24 protein-coding genes are annotated in these 18,981 nt (G+C 45.7%); 9 read left to right on the top strand and 15 right to left on the bottom strand.

All coding sequences use genetic code 11. The annotated features are described in order from the left end of the window. Positions 1 to 112 precede the first annotated feature (112 nt). Together BW931_RS10125 and BW931_RS10130 are read left to right on the top strand one after the other, a co-directional pair. Positions 113 to 343 (top strand): sulfurtransferase TusA family protein, encoded by a 231-nt coding sequence (locus BW931_RS10125; protein ID WP_008589205.1) that lies wholly within the window; start codon positions 113 to 115, stop codon positions 341 to 343. Positions 344 to 421: 78 nt separating this feature from the next. Further along, on the top strand, positions 422 to 1,204 hold the full coding sequence (locus BW931_RS10130) for a sulfite exporter TauE/SafE family protein (RefSeq protein WP_076572037.1): 783 nt from the start codon (positions 422 to 424) through the stop codon (positions 1,202 to 1,204). Positions 1,205 to 1,254: 50 nt separating this feature from the next. Here BW931_RS10130 and BW931_RS10135 read toward each other — a convergent pair whose 3' ends face one another. After that, positions 1,255 to 3,162, bottom strand: a complete 1,908-nt coding sequence (locus BW931_RS10135; RefSeq protein ID WP_008589201.1) for an LTA synthase family protein — start codon at positions 3,160 to 3,162, stop codon at positions 1,255 to 1,257. Positions 3,163 to 3,344: 182 nt separating this feature from the next. On the opposite strand from BW931_RS10135, the gene BW931_RS10140 reads away from it, so the two are divergent. Continuing rightward, positions 3,345 to 3,803, top strand: a complete 459-nt coding sequence (locus tag BW931_RS10140; protein ID WP_234972621.1) for a DinB family protein — start codon at positions 3,345 to 3,347, stop codon at positions 3,801 to 3,803. A 265-nt stretch (positions 3,804 to 4,068) separates the two neighbouring features. On the opposite strand, the gene BW931_RS10145 is transcribed toward BW931_RS10140, so the two are convergent. The 7 genes from BW931_RS10145 to BW931_RS10175 form a co-directional block, all read right to left on the bottom strand. Then, a complete protein-coding gene (locus BW931_RS10145) occupies positions 4,069 to 5,727 on the bottom strand; it encodes a b(o/a)3-type cytochrome-c oxidase subunit 1 (protein WP_200802044.1) in 1,659 nt (552 codons plus the stop codon). Continuing rightward, on the bottom strand, positions 5,724 to 6,197 hold the full coding sequence (locus BW931_RS10150; protein ID WP_008589195.1) for a cytochrome c oxidase subunit II: 474 nt from the start codon (positions 6,195 to 6,197) through the stop codon (positions 5,724 to 5,726). Before BW931_RS10150 ends, BW931_RS10145 begins: the two co-directional genes overlap by 4 nt. A gap of 12 nt (positions 6,198 to 6,209) precedes the next feature. Further along, complete coding sequence (locus tag BW931_RS10155) at positions 6,210 to 6,320, bottom strand: cytochrome C oxidase subunit II (RefSeq protein WP_076572038.1); 111 nt, start codon at positions 6,318 to 6,320, stop codon at positions 6,210 to 6,212. Positions 6,321 to 6,508: 188 nt separating this feature from the next. Then, positions 6,509 to 7,822: a PAS domain-containing sensor histidine kinase gene (locus BW931_RS10160; protein ID WP_076572040.1), complete on the bottom strand. Its 1,314-nt coding sequence runs from the start codon at positions 7,820 to 7,822 to the stop codon at positions 6,509 to 6,511. Next, complete coding sequence (locus tag BW931_RS10165; protein WP_008589188.1) at positions 7,819 to 8,223, bottom strand: GAF domain-containing protein; 405 nt, start codon at positions 8,221 to 8,223, stop codon at positions 7,819 to 7,821. The genes BW931_RS10160 and BW931_RS10165 overlap by 4 nt, the downstream gene beginning before the upstream one ends. 12 nt (positions 8,224 to 8,235) lie before the next feature. Next, on the bottom strand, positions 8,236 to 8,892 hold the full coding sequence (locus BW931_RS10170; RefSeq protein WP_008589186.1) for a response regulator: 657 nt from the start codon (positions 8,890 to 8,892) through the stop codon (positions 8,236 to 8,238). Further along, positions 8,867 to 9,433 carry a hypothetical protein gene (locus tag BW931_RS10175; RefSeq protein WP_008589185.1) on the bottom strand — a complete coding sequence of 189 codons (567 nt, stop codon included), beginning with the start codon at positions 9,431 to 9,433 and terminating at the stop codon, positions 8,867 to 8,869. The genes BW931_RS10170 and BW931_RS10175 overlap by 26 nt, the downstream gene beginning before the upstream one ends. A 132-nt stretch (positions 9,434 to 9,565) precedes the next feature. Between BW931_RS10175 and BW931_RS10180 the strand changes: the two genes are divergently transcribed. Next, the gene (locus BW931_RS10180; protein WP_076572041.1) at positions 9,566 to 9,922 is read left to right on the top strand and encodes a DUF488 domain-containing protein; all 357 of its coding nucleotides are present in this window, start codon (positions 9,566 to 9,568) and stop codon (positions 9,920 to 9,922) included. A gap of 29 nt (positions 9,923 to 9,951) precedes the next feature. Here BW931_RS10180 and BW931_RS10185 read toward each other — a convergent pair whose 3' ends face one another. The 4 genes from BW931_RS10185 to BW931_RS10195 form a co-directional block, all read right to left on the bottom strand. Then, positions 9,952 to 10,518, bottom strand: coding sequence for a cysteine hydrolase family protein (locus BW931_RS10185; protein ID WP_076572043.1), 567 nt, complete (start codon positions 10,516 to 10,518; stop codon positions 9,952 to 9,954). Between the two features lie 5 nt (positions 10,519 to 10,523). Next, positions 10,524 to 11,276: an NAD(+) synthase gene (gene nadE / locus BW931_RS10190; protein WP_076572045.1), complete on the bottom strand. Its 753-nt coding sequence runs from the start codon at positions 11,274 to 11,276 to the stop codon at positions 10,524 to 10,526. A gap of 215 nt (positions 11,277 to 11,491) precedes the next feature. After that, positions 11,492 to 11,677, bottom strand: a complete 186-nt coding sequence (locus BW931_RS13545; RefSeq protein ID WP_159435693.1) for a hypothetical protein — start codon at positions 11,675 to 11,677, stop codon at positions 11,492 to 11,494. Between the two features lie 185 nt (positions 11,678 to 11,862). Continuing rightward, positions 11,863 to 12,693 carry a YihY/virulence factor BrkB family protein gene (locus BW931_RS10195; protein WP_084193913.1) on the bottom strand — a complete coding sequence of 277 codons (831 nt, stop codon included), beginning with the start codon at positions 12,691 to 12,693 and terminating at the stop codon, positions 11,863 to 11,865. Between the two features lie 152 nt (positions 12,694 to 12,845). On the opposite strand from BW931_RS10195, the gene BW931_RS10200 reads away from it, so the two are divergent. The 5 genes from BW931_RS10200 to BW931_RS10220 all read left to right on the top strand — a co-directional run bounded on the left by BW931_RS10200 (position 12,846) and on the right by BW931_RS10220 (position 15,220). After that, on the top strand, positions 12,846 to 13,280 hold the full coding sequence (locus BW931_RS10200) for a DUF948 domain-containing protein (RefSeq protein ID WP_234972623.1): 435 nt from the start codon (positions 12,846 to 12,848) through the stop codon (positions 13,278 to 13,280). A 14-nt stretch (positions 13,281 to 13,294) separates the two neighbouring features. Further along, complete coding sequence (locus BW931_RS10205; RefSeq protein WP_008589172.1) at positions 13,295 to 13,753, top strand: DUF948 domain-containing protein; 459 nt, start codon at positions 13,295 to 13,297, stop codon at positions 13,751 to 13,753. After that, the gene (locus BW931_RS10210) at positions 13,737 to 14,000 is read left to right on the top strand and encodes a hypothetical protein (protein WP_008589169.1); all 264 of its coding nucleotides are present in this window, start codon (positions 13,737 to 13,739) and stop codon (positions 13,998 to 14,000) included. Before BW931_RS10205 ends, BW931_RS10210 begins: the two co-directional genes overlap by 17 nt. A 3-nt stretch (positions 14,001 to 14,003) precedes the next feature. Beyond that, positions 14,004 to 14,510: a hypothetical protein gene (locus BW931_RS10215; RefSeq protein ID WP_076572050.1), complete on the top strand. Its 507-nt coding sequence runs from the start codon at positions 14,004 to 14,006 to the stop codon at positions 14,508 to 14,510. Positions 14,511 to 14,755: 245 nt separating this feature from the next. Continuing rightward, complete coding sequence (locus BW931_RS10220; RefSeq protein WP_076572051.1) at positions 14,756 to 15,220, top strand: small multi-drug export protein; 465 nt, start codon at positions 14,756 to 14,758, stop codon at positions 15,218 to 15,220. An 81-nt stretch (positions 15,221 to 15,301) separates the two neighbouring features. Here BW931_RS10220 and BW931_RS10225 read toward each other — a convergent pair whose 3' ends face one another. From BW931_RS10225 to BW931_RS10235, 3 genes are all read right to left on the bottom strand, one after another. Next, the gene (locus BW931_RS10225; RefSeq protein WP_076572053.1) at positions 15,302 to 16,456 is read right to left on the bottom strand and encodes an FtsW/RodA/SpoVE family cell cycle protein; all 1,155 of its coding nucleotides are present in this window, start codon (positions 16,454 to 16,456) and stop codon (positions 15,302 to 15,304) included. A gap of 144 nt (positions 16,457 to 16,600) precedes the next feature. Next, the gene (gene glpK, locus BW931_RS10230) at positions 16,601 to 18,094 is read right to left on the bottom strand and encodes a glycerol kinase GlpK (RefSeq protein WP_076572055.1); all 1,494 of its coding nucleotides are present in this window, start codon (positions 18,092 to 18,094) and stop codon (positions 16,601 to 16,603) included. Between the two features lie 54 nt (positions 18,095 to 18,148). Next, complete coding sequence (locus BW931_RS10235; RefSeq protein WP_008589160.1) at positions 18,149 to 18,979, bottom strand: MIP/aquaporin family protein; 831 nt, start codon at positions 18,977 to 18,979, stop codon at positions 18,149 to 18,151. Positions 18,980 to 18,981: the final 2 nt, after the last annotated feature.

An 18,981-nucleotide genomic window follows, 5' to 3' on the forward strand; every position in this document is an offset into this window, starting at 1 on the left:
GGAGGAACGCTTCCAGGAAGAAGTACAGAAACAAGCTTTATCATAATCTATGTGTACCCTAGGAAGTTTTGTTGCATTTACTATTGCAATTCAAGCAAGGAGGATGTTTAACATGAACGTAACAAAAACACTCGATGCAACAGGACTGGCCTGCCCAATGCCGATCGTAAAAACGAAAAAAGCCATCAAGGATATCGAAACTGGAGAAGTACTTGAGGTACATGCTACGGACCAGGGAGCCAAAAGCGACCTGAGTGCATGGACTAAATCCTCTGGCCACGAGCTTCTGGAAACGGACGAAAGCTCCGAAGTCCTCAAGTTCTGGATTAAAAAAGGGGAGTAACTCTCCTCTGCATCACCTGATTGGGAGGGGGCCTTTATTCAAAGGTCCCCTTCTCCATTTGTAAAGGAGGAAACTTATATGGAAATCGGTTTGATCATTACAATATTCCTGATCGGGTTCGCGGGCTCTTATATTTCCGGCATGCTCGGAATCGGCGGATCGATCATCAAATACCCTATGCTTTTATACATCCCTACCCTTGTAGGATTTACCGCTTTTACCGCTCACGAAGTCTCGGGTATCAGTGCCGTCCAGGTCTTCTTTGCCACTATCGGCGGTGTATGGGCCTACCGGAAAGGGAATTACCTGCACAAAGAGCTGATCCTCTACATGGGAGTTTCCGTACTGATTGGAAGTCTGATCGGAGGTTTCGGCTCCCGCCTTCTTCCGGAAGAAGGCATCAATTTCGTATACGGTATCCTTGCTCTCATTGCAGCCGTAATGATGTTCATTCCGAAAAAAGGTCTGGACGACCAGGATTTCAGTACAGTTACATTTAACAAACCGCTCGCCTCCGTACTCGCTCTTGTCGTCGGAATCGGTGCAGGTATTGTCGGAGCCGCAGGAGCTTTCCTGCTTGTGCCTATCATGCTTACCGTCATGAAGATACCGACAAAAATGACGATCGCTTCGTCGCTCGCGATCACTCTCATATCTTCCATCGGTTCCACTATCGGAAAAGTTTCGACGGGTCAGGTGAACTATCTCGCTGCCGGTATTATGATTGTTGCCAGTCTTATTGCTGCTCCACTCGGAGCCAAAGCAGGCAAGAAGATGAACACCACTATCCTCCAGGGAATGCTTGCTGTTCTCATACTTGGCACGGCTATCAAAATATGGCTGGATATTTTCGGAATCTGACAGCTATACGAAAAACCCCCTGCAGCTGGCTGCTGCAGGGGGTTTAACGTTTATTCCGAAGACTGGCCGTTCTCTTCCACCAGTCGACTTTCGTCGAGATAGCGGAGCAGATCTCCGTAAATGACGGAGTCCGACATACTGAGCTCTTCCCGCGCTTTTTCGAAACCTTCTTCGCAGGCCTGGCCGGCCGTTACTTTCTCACCGGTCTCCCGATCGTAACACGTGCCTTCGATTCCTACGTATTCCTCATTCGCGAAGTTGCCATCACGGTCTGCCACGAATTCTTTACGATTCTCATTCAACAGATCCGTACCGAACTGGATCGGATTGTCTTCTTCCTCTTCCATTCCAAGGAGATTCATAATCGTCGGTCTCATATCAATCTGACCTCCTACTGTTTCCTTGTTCATGGCCGGAATGTCCTTCCCGTAGATCAGGAACGGAACGCGCTGAAGCTGGAATTGCTCGAATGGCCCTATATCTTTATCAAGATACTGACCCATCGCCTTCTGGTGGTTTTCGGAAATACCGAAGTGGTCTCCGTAAATCATCAGTACCGTATTGTCGTAAAGATCCGACTGCTTAAATTCTTCCACGAACTGTTTAAGTGCCTCATCCTGATAACGCATCGTCTGGAAGTAGTTGTTCAATGTTTTGCTGGAAGTGTCTCCCGCTTCAATATACTTAAGTTCTTCAGGAAGCGTAAACGGATAGTGGTTCGTAAGAGTAATCATTTTCGTATAGAATGGTTTGTCCATATCTTTCATCTTATCGAGCGAATCCTGGAAGAAATACTCATCAAGATAACCCCATCCGTGTGATTTCTCTTCCGTTACATTATAGTCTTCCTTCGAATAATATTTGTCGTATCCAAGAGAGTCATACATCACATTACGGTTCCAGAACGTTTTATCGTTAGCGTGCATCGTCGACGTCGCGTATCCATTTTCACTCAAAATTTCCGGAGTCGCTTCATATTCGTTACCGGAATGAGTGAAGAACACCGCTCCCCTGTTCAACGGATAAAGAGAGTTATCGAGTAAAAACTCGGAGTCCGACGTACGTCCCTGTTTCACCTGATGGTAGAAGTTATTGAAGTAAATCCCCTCTTCTTTCATCTGGTTGAAGTAAGGAGTTATTTCCTGGCCGTTGACAGTATTATCAATAGCAAACGTCTGCGTACTCTCAAGAGAAATTAAAATGACGTTTTTCCCTTCGGCCACCCCTTCAAGCTTATCACTGTCTTCCACGTTCTGTTCGTTCAGATAGTTGATCACAGGAACCAGTTCGTTGCTGTCCGCGAACGTACGCTTCATCTCCGTACGCCCCTGCAGCGTTATATCATAAGCATGATAGTTCAGCAGGCCGATGTACTGCACAAGCATGTTCCTGTCAAAAGTACGTTCCAGAAGATCCGTACGCTCTGTTTCTGCCCACGCTAAATTAATCATAAATACAGGAATAGCTACTACTGCAAAAGCGAACCCTTCCCAGCGTTTCGGCATAAAAGAGACGAAACGATCTTTTCTTAGATAGAAAAGAAGGAATGCGGCGATTAATACATCTACAAAGAGGAAAATATCCCCGAAAGAAAGAATTTCCTGAATGCTTCCTCCCATGCCGGCAAGGTTGGCTACCTGCTCAATCATCGGTAGAGTGATAAAATCGTTATATTCTCTGTAAAACAGTACGTTAATGTACAAAAGCGCAGAACCGAGGATGTACGAAACCAGCATCCCTTTTCTTCCAGCAATAAGCAATCCGATCCCAAAGATAAGAAGAATACTGCTCAGCGGGTTAAAGGCGAGAATAAAAGCTTCATTCGTATTCTCCACCGGAAGATTGAACACGAACCGCTGGATCACATACATCTTCAGCCAGAACAGTGCAATCACTGCAGCATACGTGCCGAATTTCGTTTTGTTATTAATAAAAGCATTTTTAATTTTAGTAATCATTGTAAAACCTCCGTTAAGTTTCGCACAACATTATTTTACATCATTTCCTCCCTAAAGTGTATCGAAACATGCTATTTTAAGGAAATCGTCACAATTGAAGGCGCTTTAATATTGAATAAAAGGTTTACACGATAAGAGAAACAGGAAGAATCTCAATGAAAATGACTATAGGAGGAATTACAGTGAGTAACAGAAAAGAAGATTTTCTTGCTACGTTTCGTGCCCATCGTAAGGTGACGAACGATCTGATAGCTTTGATAGACGAGAAGAAACTGGATTTCGCGCCTACGGATACATCCATGCCGGTTGGTAAACTCGCAAACCACATTCTGGAGGCGACTTACATGTTCGCCCGTCTCGCTAACAATCAGTCTCCTGCCAAGCTTTTCGACGACGATGATAATACGGAACTTAAATCGAAAGCTTCCACTTACACACAGGAAACAGAAAAACTGATTGCTTCCATGAGCGAGGAAGATTTTGACAAGACTATTGATGTCAGCGATATGCTGGGAGAGAAACTTCCGGCCGAAAAGGTACTGGAAACCGGCATGCACCATGAAATTCATCACAAAGGGCAGTTATTCGTCTATGTAAGAGCAATGGGGCACGATGATCTCCCATATTACGTTTCCTTATAAGCCATAAATGAAGGAACGTGAATAAAACAGGTAATAGATAACATTAAGAGACACAGCAGATCGAACTCTAACCTTCCGATCTGCTGTGTCTCTTCAATTTTATTGCGGTTCCCTTACTGATTTATTTACGACGACTTACAGAAACTGCGCAAAATGTGTCGTCTTACTCTTCCGCCAATTCCACTACTATGCCAAGTACTATCGTCAGCATGATAACCATCGATATCGTAAAAGCAAATGCAAAAGACATATTTTTTCTCCTTTCCTACCAGGTCCTGAAGCCGTCGGAACCAGGGGGTGCATGCTGAATCATATCTGCAACGGGAATAGTATAAGCTACAGCAATCAGAACAAGAGCTACACCTATCCACACTGTCCAGTTCTCAAGGATCCCCGGTGTCTCCCTCGCATCACTTTCTGCTATAGGAAATGTCTCCTGCGTGGCACTTTCAGCCATGGGAGCGAACCAGGCCAGCTGAACAACTATAAAAATGAGCAGGGAGGCTGAAAGAAAGAGGATGGACCCCCCTACCGCCATCGTCACGTGATTGGAAATGATTCCTTCAAACCAGGCAAGTGCATCCTCATGCTGATACCCCGTATAAGCTGTACGACGGGGAGCACCAAACAACCCGAGCACATGCTGAGCCGTACTCATCAAAACCATGCCGATCGACCAGGTAATGATCTGAATCAGCGCAAGACGCTGAAGAGCCTTTGTAAACACGCGTTTCGTCAGAAAAGGAATGAGCCAGAACGTTATTCCGAAAAATGTCATGGCTACAGGGGTACCGACCGTAATGTGGAAATGGCCGACCACCCAGAGAGTATTGTGAATCACTTCATTCATCTGAAAACTTGCGTTAATAATTCCTCCGGCTCCTCCGGGGATAAAAAACAGCATTGCAATAAAAATGGATGTGAATCTTACATCTTTCCACGGGAGTTTACGGAACCATCCGAATAACCCCTTCCCTCCGAGTTCACGCCCTCTCGTTTCAAATACTGCAAACATGGAGAAGGCCGTCATAAGAGAAGGCACTATTACCATGAACGTGAGTACCGTCTGCAGAAACTTCCAAAAGCTGGCAATTCCCGGTTCCGTCAACTGGTGGTGAAATCCTACCGGTATAGAAAACAGTATGAATAAGATAAACGATAGTCTGGCCAGAGAATCACTGAAGACTTTTCCACCAATGATTTTCGGCACAATGACATACCATCCGATGTAAGCCGGAAGAAGCCAGAAATAAACGAGCGGATGGCCAAAATACCAGAATAATGAGCGGCTCAACTCTACGTTAATACCTTCTTTCCAGCCGAACGCCCATGGGATAAACTGGAACAGGACAGTAGCGACTACTCCGAGACAGGCAATGATCCACAGGATAATGGTAGCGACTGTCATATAAGCAAAAAGCGGACTTTTTTCTCCCTTATTCGCTTTGCGCCACACTAAGTAGTGACCCGCTAAAGCAAAGCTTTGCACCCAGGTACCGACGACGAACAGCGCCAGTCCTACATAGAAAAAGCCATTAGCCATCATCGGGGCATAAAAAGTATAAAGAACAGAGGCCTCTCCGCTTACAATCATTACTGTAGTCATCACTGTACCCGTTGTGGTAATAATCAGACCGACCCAGTTCCAAAACACAACTTTCGGCCCGAAAGCCCCTAAGGTTCTGCTCATGCCGGACTGGAAAAAACCAAAGATAAAAAATGTAGTAAATATGAGAGCCAGAAGCACACCATGAGCCGTTAAAATCTGATAGTAATCCAGCCAGGCAGGTAACTGCAGGGCGTCGTTCCGTATGAATACCTGCATCAAACCACACAGGGTACCAATAATAAAAGCTGTATAGGCTATACCTAAATTCGTAAGGGCTAATTTTCTTTCCGGATTCGGAATGGATACTGCTGTCACTGGTCCACCACCTCAATTTCCATGCTCATAAAATGATGGCCTGAGCCACAATACTCGTTACACACAATCAAATATTTGCCCGGGTCACGGAACACGTGAGTCTTCTCATTCACCTGACCGGGTACTACCATCATATTTACATTGGTATCTACAATGGAAAAACTGTGAGTTACGTCTTTACTCGTCACTTTGAACGTCACTTTTTCTCCGGCAGGCACCTGAATTTCTCCAGGAGTGTACCCGAAAGCCTCAGCGACTACTGCTACCTCATAACTTCCGTCTTCCTTTTCATGCACACCGGGCTTATCAAAAGGAGGAGTAGATTCCAGGTTATCCGGATCCACTTTTTGAAGACCACCTGCCGGAGTGTGACCCTGATGAAACGCACTGACCCCCACAACCGAAAGGAAAATGATGAGTGCTGCAAAACCGAATGTAAGCCAAATTTTTTCATACTTATGTAAATGCATAAACACCCTCCTTTATAAACGACCGATATACAGGGTATATACCCCTATCCACATAGCAACGATAATGAATCCGACCACGAACACGCTAACCAGCGTTCCTTTCAGAGGCGGTTCTTTTTTCATGCCTGTCTTCCCCCTTTCTTTTCAATTATAACAAGAAAGGGTTCGAATAGTTATCGGGGAATCCCCTCATCTTTATGAAGGTAATCCCCTATAAATTAAAAAAACCCGGAGGACAGGGTGTGAATAGTTGTTTCAGCAAAGTTCACCCCCTGCATCCAGGTATAAAAAGCGCTCTGATTCTGAAATTTTTACATATTTTTAGGGAACGTAGCTTTAACAGTCGTGCCCTCTCCCGGTCTGGAGTAAACAGTGAGTTCACCACCTGCCGATCGGGCCCTTTCCTGCATGCTGAAGGTCCCTACCCCTCTTTCTGTCCGGCGTTTATCGAAGCCTTCCCCCTCGTCGCGGATGACCAGGGAAATATAGTCCAGGTTTTCCTCAATTTCAACCTTCACTTCTTCTACTCCTGCATACTTACGTGCATTCGTCATAGACTCCTGCACAATACGGTAAATCGCGGTTTCCGTCTCCGGGTCCAGACGCGTTGTCAGTGTAGTTCTGAAATTCGCTTCCATTCCGTATGCTTCCCGGTGCCTGTTCACAAACGATCGTATCGCCGGGATCAGACCGAGCTCGTCGAGCGTTGAAGGCCTAAGTTCCCAGGAGATATCACGCACCTTTTGAATGATACTGCTCACTTCTTCTTCCATGCTGTCAACGAGAGGGGTTGTACCTTCCTGTTGTAACCGCTGAAGGCCGATGAGAAGACTGTACAGATTCTGGCCGATCCCGTCATGTAATTCCCGGGACAGGCGTCGCTTCTCTTCTTCCTGTACAGAAAGAATCCTCGTCGCCATTTCTTTCAGTTCCTGTTCGAACTGTTTTCTTGCCGTTATTTCATTCCTGATAGCCAAATACTGATACGGCTTTCCATCCTCTTTCAGAAAAGGTACAATAGTTGTTTCCACCCAGTAGAAGCCCCCGTCCTTCGTCCTGTTGCAAATTTCGCCGCGCCATACGTTACCGGTACCGATCGTCTTCCAGAGTTGTTTAAAAAACTCTTTCGAATGGGTACCTGAGTTTAAGACACGGTGATCTTTCCCAATCAGTTCTCCCGGTTCATATTTAGACACTTCACAAAACTTCCGGTTAACGTATTTAATGCGCCCGCGCTGGTCCGTCACTGCCACAATAGAAGATTCGTCAAGAGCGTATTTAATGTCAAGAAGCTCTTTTAGCGGCTGATAAAAATCCGGGGCAATGCGGCTCCGCTCCCGTATGTTGCTAAGCGTTACGATGTACATATCGTCTTTTTCGTATACGACCACCAGCACGGGAATCGTTTGCCCGTCGGCAAGCAGGAGATGTTTATCAAGCAGTACGTTCTTTTCACACTTTTCAAGCTCTTCCTGCGAAAAATCAAGAAACACATCTTCTATATCCGTAACCGAAGAACGAGCCATCTGCCAGGCCTGTTCGTTAGCAAATAACACTTCTCCTGTTTTATCAAATAAAAAAAGACCTTCCTGGATAGATGCGAACGATGTTATCGGACTTTTCATAACGGTTCTCCCCCTTTCAACTTCTCTGTTAACAGGTTTCGCCAAAGAGCCCACTGCTTCTCTCCGGGCAGGTCAACCGGTGTTCGATACCCGACCATCATTACGCTCGGAAGACTGGCGCCTGAAGCGAGAGGAACGAGGAAAAATGATTTCAGGGACTCCGAATATACGAGAGGGTCCTCGTGAGCTTCTGCATCTGAATAGTAGTACATAGGCGTGCCGGACTGCATCACTTTGCCGACGATACCCAGACCGTAAAGGATACGAACGTGCAGATGTTTATTAGTATTCATGCCGATTGTGTGACTCCATTGGATAGAGGCCTCTTTCTTCTTCCATTCTGCTATCGCCACAACGTCGGCCTGAAGGTTCTTTTTAATTTCCCGGAGTAGTACTTCCACACTCATCGCTCCTTATATCGAATAGCCAAACAGCCCTTTTTTCCACGCATACTCTACCAGCTCCGGTCTCGTCTTCAACTGGAGTTTTTCCATCACGTTCGCTTTGTGCGCTTCCACCGTTTTCACACTGATGATCAGTTTTTCCCCGGTTTCTTTATTGGAATAACCTTTAGCCACCAGAGCAAGAACTTCTTTTTCCCGATCCGAAAGTAAAGAAAAACGATCTCCTTCTTTCCCTTTTTCCACCTTCGTCATATACTCTTCCATCAGCCGTTTCGTTGCGGAAGGGTAGAGATAGGCATCCCCTTTTGAAACCTGATGTATCGCTTTGATCAGCTCATCGTGAGGAGCATTTTTCAATATGCATCCGGAAGCACCCAGCTGAATCGCCCTGAACAAATACTCCTCATCGTCGTGCATAGTCAGAACAAGGACGTTCGTTTCAGGAAATTTATTTTTAATCTCGGACGTTGCGGAAAGTCCATCCTTCCCATGAGGCATCGACAAATCCATAAGTACAAGGTCCGGACGTTGTTCCTCTGTCATGGCGTAGGCTTCGTTACCTTCCGAGGCTTCACCTGCCACTTCCAGATTCTCCTGTGCCTCCAGCAGCATACGCAGCCCTGAACGCACTACAGCATGATCATCCACAATTAGTATTGAAATCATGAGGCCCCTCCTCTCTCTTCACTACCCAGGCGACAGTGCTCTCCTTTTCCTGAACGGAAACCTCGACGCCCGCAAAGACAGCGAATTTTTTTAAAAAATCTTCTTTCATGCTTCTATACAATTCTTTTTCATATAATAATAGCAAACTATTACCCTCAACAAAAACTCTTATTTCTTCCGTGCCGCCTTCGCTGACGACGATCTGTATCAGTTTCTGAAGAAAACGGAATATTATAGGATTGTCTTCATTCCATACATGACAAGCAGTTTCCTCGAATAATATACGGATACCATGCCGTTTCCCAAGTTGGTTTGCGTAAGTCCTCCACGCGCGGTACACCCCCAGCTTCCTGAGAGATACAGGGGAATAATACGAAGACCGCTCACGCATATCTTCAATGATATAGGATATAAGCAAAGCATCTTCTTCGTCCATTTTCCACTTGAGGCCAGTCAGCAATTGACTGTAACGCTCATGTAAATCAAAGGATGCTTCTTCGAGAAGCTGTTCGTAAAAATTATGAATGGATACATCAGGCATCTGCTTCCCCTCCTTCTTCTATTCTATATTTACGTGTAAGTTTCGGGAATCGGGGAAAACCCCTAAATATAGAATACAGAAACCCCTGTAACAGGTGGAAATCATTCAATTATTGAAGAAAGGGGATTGTCCATGTCTGTTGTACTGCAAAGAATTTATGAAGAAGATTCGAAACTCGGCGGCTACCGTGTACTCATTGACGGAATATGGCCGCGTGGAATCTCCAAAGAAGATGCCGGGCTGGATGAGTGGGCAAAAACATTGGCTCCCTCCTCTTCCCTGCGGAAATGGTTCAATCACGATAAGGAAAAATTTGAAGAGTTCCGCTCTTCTTATAAACAGGAACTTCAAAACGGAGATCACCAGGAAGATCTCCAACGACTGAAAGAAAAAAGTGACGGGGAAAGAGTTGTGCTTTTATATGGCACGAAGGAAAAAGAATATAATCACGCTGTCGTGATGAAAGAAATCCTTGAAAGTAAAAAATGAAGGCTGCCGGAGATCCGGCAGCCTTCATTTTATTTATCTTTTCCATCAAGAAACTCTCTTATTGTGAAATCTTTTGTAGACGTAATATTCGCCTGCAGGGAACGCTTTATAATTCTTAACGCATTATCGTTATCTTCTTTGTATTCAGAAGCAGAAGCATTTTCCGGCACCCATAAATGATAGCCGCGCATATAGGCGTCGTTTGCGGTGAACAGCGTACAAATATCTCCGGCGATACCGCTGATAATGAGCTGCTCGATTCCAAGCTGCTGAAGCAGAATATCAAGCTGTGTCCCATAAAATCCGGAATGTTTGGGTTTCAGTATGAAGTACTCGTCTCTTGCCGGCTCCAGTTCTTCTATAACAGGGCGTCCGATCCCTTTTTTCACGTCTTTAATCAGGTCCTCCACGTGATCCTGCCACAGGCCGAAGTTATCATTGACATAGATGACCGGCACATCGTTGTCCTTAGCCTCCTGTTTCAACGTCTTCACATCCGGCACGATTTCTTTCGTATTTTGAAGAAGATTCTCTCCCCCATCGAAATCCATGCTGTTGATAAAATCGATCAATAATAAAGCTGTTTTATTGCTCATTTCGTTTACTCTCCTTTTGGAACCTCAGGCGGGACAGCAGGCATGTGACGCTTATGTTTACTTTTCTCGTGAAGCCCCTCGATAATTTGTTCGTCTTTCTCATCAATCGTTTCTCCGCGCAGATAAGCATCTATCGTTTCGTACGTAACTCCGAGTTCATCCTCATCCGTCTGACCTTCCCAGAGCTCAGCACTCGGCGGTCTTTCAATGACGGACTCAGGTACTTCAAGGTATCTTGCCATTTCCCTTACCTGCTGCTTGGTGAGATGAGAGAGAGGTTCAATATCCGCCGCACCGTCCCCGAATTTCGTAAAGTATCCGGTATACGTCTCGGGGGCGTTTCCGGTACCGATCACTAAATAGTTGTAGTTGGCAGCTACAGCGTACAATGTGCTCATTCTTAAACGGGCTTTAAGATTGGCACCGCCCAGCTGTTCATTGTCTTCCACCCACTCCCCGTGACTCTCGATGTTTCCTTTAATATCTTTGAAAAGTTTTTCGTACGACTCGGTCAGGTTTATACCGAGGTAAAAAAGATTCGCTTTCTTAACGGTTTCCACCGCTTCCTTCTGATCTTCCACTTCCTGTCCGACCGGCATAATCACTCCGAGGGAGTTGTCAGGAAAAGCCCGCTTAATGAGGTTCACGACTACAGCCGAATCAAGACCGCCGCTCACTCCCACTGCAGCACCTTTAGCGTTGGCGTCTTTGATTTTACTCTGCAGCCACTCTGTTAAATAATCCACGTACTCCTTCATTAAAAATTCCACCTTCCTCTGTAATATTCTGTTAGAAAGATACCCATTCCAGGGCAGATTGAAACAATCCCTTTTCACTTCCAGCCTTATCAGTAGGTCTCTATATAATAAAACAAAACCCTTCCCGTTAAAAATATCGGAAAGGGCTTATTTATGGGAAGTTCGGTTTAAGGTAACTGTTTCCGGTTCTTCTTCATATTTTTCGGGAGGGGGGTTTACCGGGAACCCGTCTCAAAAACCGGCTGCTGAAGAGGTTCCTGAGAAAGACGATTTCTATCCGCACGGTTCTTCATGCGGGTCATGAACTCATTACCGGCTGCCAGCACTACGAACGTCGAAAATACAGTGAACAAAATTATGAAAAGAGATGCAACCATCGTCTCTTCCTCCTTTACAAACATAATTATTTATCATATCCATGTATATAATATCAAATTACCCCCTGAAGTAAAGTTAAAAAGCTCCATTCTTAAAAAAACTTGTATTTTCTTATATATCCTGTCACATACTCGTGATATTTTCACGGGATAAAGTATTACCTGCATACATTTTCTGCATATAAAAAGACCGGGGGTACCCGGTCTTCTCATCCATGTTTCGACTGTCTGTGTCTGCTTGTGATAACGTTGATCTCCGCACCGACCATAAGAATGATGCCTGTAAGGAAGAACCAAAGCATCAGTATAATTATACCTCCGAGGCTTCCGTACGTAGCAGAGTAGTTTCCGAAGTTACTGATGTAAAAAGAGAAAAGAAGGGAAATGACCTGCCACAGTACTGCAGTAGTCAGCGCTCCCGGTATAATGCTCTTGAACGGAATTTTTTCATTGGGAGCGATGTGGTACAGGGCCATGAGTACTCCAGCCATGACAATAATAGAGATAGCCCATCTGAGTATCTGAAATAAAATAACGGTAGAGTCCGGGAGCCGGAGAAGATCTGTCACAAAAGTGATGATTACATCACCGAAGACAGGGAGCATAATCGCGACAACGATTGCTAAAATCATGCCGAGCGTAAGACCTATGGAAATCAACCTTACTTTAATGAAAGATCTCGTCTCTTCCACATTGTAGGCTATGTTCGCTGCTTTAATGAATGCGTTGACCCCATTCGATGCCGACCAGAGCGTACCGAGAATACCAATTGTGAGCAGGCCCCCACTCGGTTTATCCACCACACTCACGATATTCTCCCTAAGCATTTCCGCCGTGCCCCCCGGTACGTTACTTGAGATAAAGCCCATAATCCGCTCACTGTCTATGGAGAAGTAAGGTAATAAAGACAACATAAGTATGAGCATAGGAAATATGGCCAGCAGATAATAATAAGCCTGGGAAGAGGCAAGTACGGGAACATCATCTTTCTGAAATTCTTCGACAAGCTCTTTGCCGAACTTTTTTATTTTATCGAACAATGGGAATGCCTCCTTCATAATAGTTTACTGTTTACTTGTTCCCCATTCCCCATACCGTCGTTCGATTAACCAAATTTTTTAAGAAAAACTTCCCTTTAAATGAGTTTCAAAAGCGATTTTTAGTGGTATCATGGGAAGAGAAGTTGAAGGAGGTGGGACCATTGTCATTTGTTTCCATAAGTTTATTAATTATTGCACTATCTTTTGCGCTGATTGTGATTTTCCTGGTCAAAACCATGAAAGCAGCAACTGACATTCTAAACAATGTTTCCAGTACGCTGGATACGGTGGAGAAACAGGTGGAGGGTATGACTGCCCAAACCGAAGATCTCGTAAGAAAAACGAACGGTCTGGTAGACGATGTTCAGCACAAAAGTGAATCGATCGACCCGGTCTTCGAATCTCTACATAGCGTCAGTTCTTCTGTAGGGAACGTGAATGACTCGATAGAGAATCTGACCCGTCACGTATCACACGCATCTGACCGCAGTTCGGAACAGGTTGCCCAGGCGATGAAATGGGGAGATGCTATTCTCGAGTTGTACTCTAAGTATCGCCGCGTTCGTCCGAAACAAAATACGAAATAAGAAAGGGGTAAACTATGGATTATTTAGGAATTGGTGTATTAATTATAGGAATAGCTTTTGCGATCATAGCTATATTTTTAGTAAGAACTTTGAATAATCTGGCCAGCGTACTGAAAGGGGTGGACCGCACAGTCGATGAACTGCCTTCCCAGTTGGATACAGTAATGAATGAAACGACCGACATACTGAAAAACAGTAACAATGCCCTTGCAGATGTCAACGAGAAACTGCGTGCACTGAGTCCACTGTTTTATATAGTCGGCGATGTGGGAGAATCCTCCCGTAAGCTTACGTCGTCTCTTGTGGACGTCACGTATGCTCTGAAGAAGAATACTTCCGAAGGCGAAGAGAAAGTCGGAGAACAGGGATGGAACGGGCTCTACGGTGCGATGGCTCTTTCTTATTATCTCGTGCAGAAGAGAAAAGCATTGAAAGACAATCTTCCGGAGCAGACAAATGGCGCAGGACAATAACCTCGAAACAGGGCTCACCGGTCTCGGTTTTGCTCTTGGCGCCGTGGGCGGGTTCTTCCTTTACCGGGATACCCGCTTTCAAAAGCAGCAGTCGCACCGCCGCCTGAAAAAAGAACGGAAAAGTATAGAGCGGTATTCGAAAGGTTCAGACGTTCACCACTCCATCGAAGCCGATAAACTTCAGTTGAGACAGGAAGCCGCACGTGCTGCCCGTTACGAAAATAATCTGACACAGAAAGAGGGATAAATAATGGGACAAAATTATGAGGACAGCCAGAATAATAAAAGAAGAGGTAACAAACTTCCTTTCGCTATGGTTTCCGGAGCATTGGTAGGCGCAGTTGTAGTTCTCGCTTCAGATTCCGAAGAGCGTAAACGTGTCAAATCCGGATCTTCCAACGCGAAGAACAAAATCTCAGGCTACGCTAACCGCGTAAAAGAAGACCCACAGGGCGTCAAAGACGACTGGCTCGGCCGTATTCAGCGTGCTGCCTCCATCACGAAAGAAGCTGTGCAAAAGATTCAGGAGATCCTGGATGAACAGGGCAATCAGCTTAAAGAGAGTGCGCAGGACATCCAGAACGAATCCAAAGAAATGATAGAGACAGCCAAAGATGCAGGAGATGAGCTTCAATCTGTCGGGGAAAAAGCCAGCGAAGCAAAAGAAGAACTTTCAAGCAGCGAGAGTTCCGATAATACCAGCACTTCCGGCAGTACGGATGATAACGTAACTGACATCAACGATAAAAAACAATAATGGATGAAGGTACGACCAATGGACGGGTAGCAGGAATCAGAATTCTGATTCCTGCTACCCTTTTTTAGACTTATTCGTCAATCACCGGATCAGGTACAGTATTAGATCGGCCGTCTCCGGAAACTGAAGTTTTTTCCCTCTGTGAGAACAGGGAGAAACAAGCCGGCACCCGGGCGGAAGGCTTGACCCACTGCCTCCCGGTCGCTTATATTTTAATATCCAATCGTTATAAAGGGGGGACGGGAGTGCTTTTATACAAATATCTACTTATTTTCCTTGGTGCTGCTACTCCCTGGCTGGAAGTGCTTGTCGTAGTACCACTCGGCATTGTATGGGGGCTCTCTCCCACACTCGTGATGGTCGTCGGCTTTATGGGAAATATGCTTACCGTTATACCGGTAATCCTTTTGTTTGATAAATTAAAGGCATGGTATGTACGACGACGGGAAGAGAAAGGTCGCTCTTCAAGCAGGAGTGTGCGGGCCGTACGCCTATTTCAAAAATACGGGGTGATCGGTTTCGCTCTCCTCGGTCCAATTCTTATCGGCACCCACATTGCAGCCTTTATCGGGATGGCTATGGGAGCTACTAAAAGGCGGATGCTCATCTGGATGGGAATCAGTATTGCTCTCTGGGTACTGATTGTCGGTCTCCTGACCGCGTTCGGATTCGACTTCTTTGTTCAGGATACTAAAGCAGCTCACTTTTAATTTCAAGTACCTATTAAAGAGAGGCATGACTTCCTGGCGGATTCATGCCTCTTTTTGTCAGCAGATTCGATTGTGACTTCTTCAGTAGTCCCCGAACATGTACGTACGATGATGAAAAGTGACGGCAAAAGCGAAGCCCATAGCCATCAGAGTCGCCAGCAGAGAACTCCCGCCGTAACTGATGAATGGCAGAGGGATCCCTGTAATTGGCAAGAGCTGAATAGACATGCCGATATTCTGAAAAACGTGGAAAGTGATCATCACTATAATCCCGACAAGTACGTAAGAACTGAAGTTAGAATTCGCACGCTGGGCAATAAAGGTAAGTCTGTAAATAAGCAGAAAGAACAGAAGCAGCACGACACATGAGCCAAGAAAACCGTACTCCTCCCCTATAATACTGAAAATGAAATCCGTCTGACTCTCCGGCATATACACTTCCCGTTCCCCCGTGCCTTTTCCGTACAGCTGTCCTGAGCCGATGGCACGCATTGCTTTAACCAGCTGATAGCCGGAGGAGTCTTCATATTTAAGTGGTTGAAGCCAGGAATAGATACGTCCGAAATGATATTCCTTAACTCCAAGATACTTCTCCAGAAACTGCGGAGCCTGAAGAGCCAGCAAAATAATAGTAGTTCCAAGTACAGCGATGCCCGAGTAAATCGGTACAATCACTCTCCACCGTATTCCCGAAATAAGAATCATACCTGCCATTATTGCGATGAACACGAGAGAAGTCCCGAGATCGGGCTGCTGCATAATCAAAAGAAGAGGCAGCGCGGTGACACCGATGATTTTAAAAAGCAATACGACATCCGAAGTAAAAGCTTTTCCCTGAAAACGGCCGTTGTGCCTGGATATAACGTTCGCAAGCATCATTATCGTGAAGAACTTCATGAATTCCGAAGGTTGTATAGACAGTCCCGGCAGGGCAAACCAGCTTTTCTGTCCCTTGATGACCGGCGCAATGGAAGAAGGTGCCAAAATAAGCGCAATAAGCAGAAGCAGGCCGAAAATGTATAAATAAATACTCGCTTTCTGGTAAAGTTCAGGATCAAAATTCATCATTACAGCGATGACGATAAAACCAAGCCCGTAGAACACCAGTTGTCTCGTGACGAACGGATCGTTATACTGTTCACTCTGCTGGGCACTATATAAAGCGATACAACTGACAACTATAAATGCCAGAATTGAAAAAAACAGCTGCCAGTCAAATCGTTCTTCCCATCTCACACGCTAACTTCCTCTCTGAAACCGTATTTCTTTAATTAATATTATAACGTTAATCCAAAAGTTAGGAAAGCGGAACCTCGAAAACGTGTTTTCCTATCTCATAAAAAAAGTCACAGTGTCCGGCACTGTGACTTTTCATCATACTTATTTAAATTCTCTCGTCGCTTTAACGGCTTTCTTCCAGCCGTTGTAAAGCTCTTCTCTTTCTTCACTTTCCATATCAGGTTCAAAAGTTTCTTCCACGTTCCATTGTTTTCTTATATCATCCTTACTATCCCAGAAACCTACCGCAAGACCCGCGAGGTAAGCGGCACCCAGGGCTGTCGTTTCCTGAACGACCGGACGCTCCACCGGTGCATCGAGTATGTCACTTTGGAACTGCATAAGAAAGTCGTTCCTCACAGCCCCTCCATCCACACGAAGACTTTTCACATCGATGCCTGAATCCGTAACCATTGCGTTAAGGACATCCTTCGTCTGATAAGCAAGAGACTCCAGTGTGGCACGGATGACGTGATCTTTCTTCGTGCCGCGTGTCAGGCCGAACATCGCCCCTCTGGCTTCACTGTCCCAGTAAGGAGTACCAAGTCCTACAAACGCCGGTACCATATAAACTCCTTCGGTCGAATCTACGTTTTTTGCATATTGTTCACTGGCTGGGCTGTCTTCGATGAGCTTCAGCCCGTCGCGGAGCCACTGGATAGCTGAACCGGCTACGAAGATACTTCCTTCCAGGGCATACTCGACTTTACCGTCCAGTCCCCAGGCGAGAGTAGTCAACAACCCGTTTTCCGACTGTATGCCTTTGTCACCGGTATTCATAAGCATGAAACAGCCGGTACCGTACGTGTTCTTCGCCATTCCTTCGTCGAAACAGGCCTGGCCGAACAGGGCAGCCTGCTGGTCTCCGGCCATCCCGGCAATTGGCACCTCTTCCCCGAAGAAGTGATAATCAACCGTGTTCGCATAAACTTCGGAAGAGTCTTTCACTTCCGGCAGCATGCTTTTCGGAACACCCAGAATATCAAGAAGTTCCTCATCCCACTTCAGCTCGTGGATGTTGAACATGAGGGTACGGGATGCGTTGGAGTAATCAGTAACGTGGGCTTTCCCGCCTGAAAGCTTATGAACGAGCCATGTATCCATAGTTCCGAAGAGCAGCTCGCCGTTATCCGCTTTTTCTCTTGCACCTTCCACATTATCAAGAATCCATTTTACTTTCGTACCTGAGAAATAAGGGTCGAGCAGCAGCCCTGTCTTGTCACGGAACGTCTCATTGTACCCCTGTTCCCGGAGATCATTACAGATCTGCTGGGTCTGGCGCGACTGCCATACTACTGCCCGGTAGATAGGTTTACCGGTGTTTTTATCCCAGATGACTGTCGTCTCCCGCTGGTTGGTAATCCCTATTCCGGCAATCTGATTAGGTTCAATATCGGATTTTCTCAGAACCTCGGATATACAGGAAAGAACGGAAGTCCATATTTCATTAGCATCGTGCTCCACCCACCCGGGTTTCTGGAAGAACTGTTCGAATTCTTTCTGACCGGTTTCGACAATCTCCCCCTTCTGATTAAAAAGAATGGCTCTTGAACTTGTAGTACCCTGATCCAGGGATAGAATATACTTCTCTGACATAATAATTCCCCTTTCTTATAATATATTGATTATAGAAAATAAGTTTGCAAAGCTCTAGCTGAGTTTCTCTTCCAGATTATCTGCCTTTGTCGGTTTTTCTTTCAGTTCTGATCGTGCTGCAAGGATAAGAATCGCCAGAATGATGACGGAACTGATCCAGAAAGCTACGGAATATTCACTGAGGAAAATCGCTTTGTAAAAAATCGCTCCATAGATTCCTCCGAGCACCGGTCCGAGAATAGGGACCCAGGAATAGCTCCAATCCGAACCGCCTTTATTCGGAATAGGAAGTAAAGCATGGGCGATACGCGGCCCGAGGTCACGAGCCGGGTTGATTGCATACCCTGTCGTTCCTCCGAGACTCATTCCGATAGCTACGATCAGAAGACCGACAATCGCCGGGTTGAGTCCCTGGGTAAAGTCGTTAGCTCCAATGAACAGTAGCCCCATTACGAGTACAAAAGTACCAAGAATCTCACTGACCAGGTTTGAAAAAGGACTGCGGATTGCCGGATCCGTCGAGAAAACGGCAAGTTTTGCTCCTTTATCTTCCGTGGCACGCCAGTGGGGAAGGTAATTCAGGAAGACGATCACACCGCCGATGAATGCTCCGATGATCTGGGCAGATATGTACATCGGCACCTTGGCCCACGGAAATTCTCCTATTGCAGCAAAACCAAGCGTAACGGCCGGGTTGATGTGTCCCCCGGAGACGTTACCGGAAGCATATACTCCCATCGTAACACCAAGACCCCAGGCGATCGTAATCAGTACCCAGCCTGTCCCTTCGGCTTTCGAACCTTTCAATACCACCCCTGCTACAACACCGCCACCGAATATGATGAGAATCATCGTCCCGATTATTTCAGCTAAAAATTCAGTCATTG

This window comes from Salimicrobium salexigens, assembly GCF_900156705.1.
GTDB classification, from domain to species: Bacteria; Bacillota; Bacilli; order Bacillales; family Halobacillaceae; genus Salimicrobium; species Salimicrobium album.

Excerpts from the sequence above, each read along its gene's own strand:
- BW931_RS10125 (WP_008589205.1), top strand. The coding sequence starts at position 113 with ATGAACGTAACAAAAACACTCGATGCAACAGGACTGGCCTGCCCAATG.
- BW931_RS10130 (WP_076572037.1), top strand. The coding sequence starts at position 422 with ATGGAAATCGGTTTGATCATTACAATATTCCTGATCGGGTTCGCGGGC.
- BW931_RS10135 (WP_008589201.1), bottom strand. The coding sequence starts at position 3,162 with ATGATTACTAAAATTAAAAATGCTTTTATTAATAACAAAACGAAATTC.
- BW931_RS10150 (WP_008589195.1), bottom strand. The coding sequence starts at position 6,197 with ATGCATTTACATAAGTATGAAAAAATTTGGCTTACATTCGGTTTTGCA.
- BW931_RS10155 (WP_076572038.1), bottom strand. The coding sequence starts at position 6,320 with ATGAAAAAAGAACCGCCTCTGAAAGGAACGCTGGTTAGCGTGTTCGTG.
- BW931_RS10160 (WP_076572040.1), bottom strand. The coding sequence starts at position 7,822 with ATGAAAAGTCCGATAACATCGTTCGCATCTATCCAGGAAGGTCTTTTT.
- BW931_RS10170 (WP_008589186.1), bottom strand. The coding sequence starts at position 8,892 with ATGATTTCAATACTAATTGTGGATGATCATGCTGTAGTGCGTTCAGGG.
- BW931_RS10175 (WP_008589185.1), bottom strand. The coding sequence starts at position 9,433 with ATGCCTGATGTATCCATTCATAATTTTTACGAACAGCTTCTCGAAGAA.
- BW931_RS10180 (WP_076572041.1), top strand. The coding sequence starts at position 9,566 with ATGTCTGTTGTACTGCAAAGAATTTATGAAGAAGATTCGAAACTCGGC.
- BW931_RS10185 (WP_076572043.1), bottom strand. The coding sequence starts at position 10,518 with ATGAGCAATAAAACAGCTTTATTATTGATCGATTTTATCAACAGCATG.
- nadE (WP_076572045.1), bottom strand. The coding sequence starts at position 11,276 with ATGAAGGAGTACGTGGATTATTTAACAGAGTGGCTGCAGAGTAAAATC.
- BW931_RS13545 (WP_159435693.1), bottom strand. The coding sequence starts at position 11,677 with ATGTTTGTAAAGGAGGAAGAGACGATGGTTGCATCTCTTTTCATAATT.
- BW931_RS10205 (WP_008589172.1), top strand. The coding sequence starts at position 13,295 with ATGGATTATTTAGGAATTGGTGTATTAATTATAGGAATAGCTTTTGCG.
- BW931_RS10210 (WP_008589169.1), top strand. The coding sequence starts at position 13,737 with ATGGCGCAGGACAATAACCTCGAAACAGGGCTCACCGGTCTCGGTTTT.
- BW931_RS10215 (WP_076572050.1), top strand. The coding sequence starts at position 14,004 with ATGGGACAAAATTATGAGGACAGCCAGAATAATAAAAGAAGAGGTAAC.
- glpK (WP_076572055.1), bottom strand. The coding sequence starts at position 18,094 with ATGTCAGAGAAGTATATTCTATCCCTGGATCAGGGTACTACAAGTTCA.
- BW931_RS10235 (WP_008589160.1), bottom strand. The coding sequence starts at position 18,979 with ATGACTGAATTTTTAGCTGAAATAATCGGGACGATGATTCTCATCATA.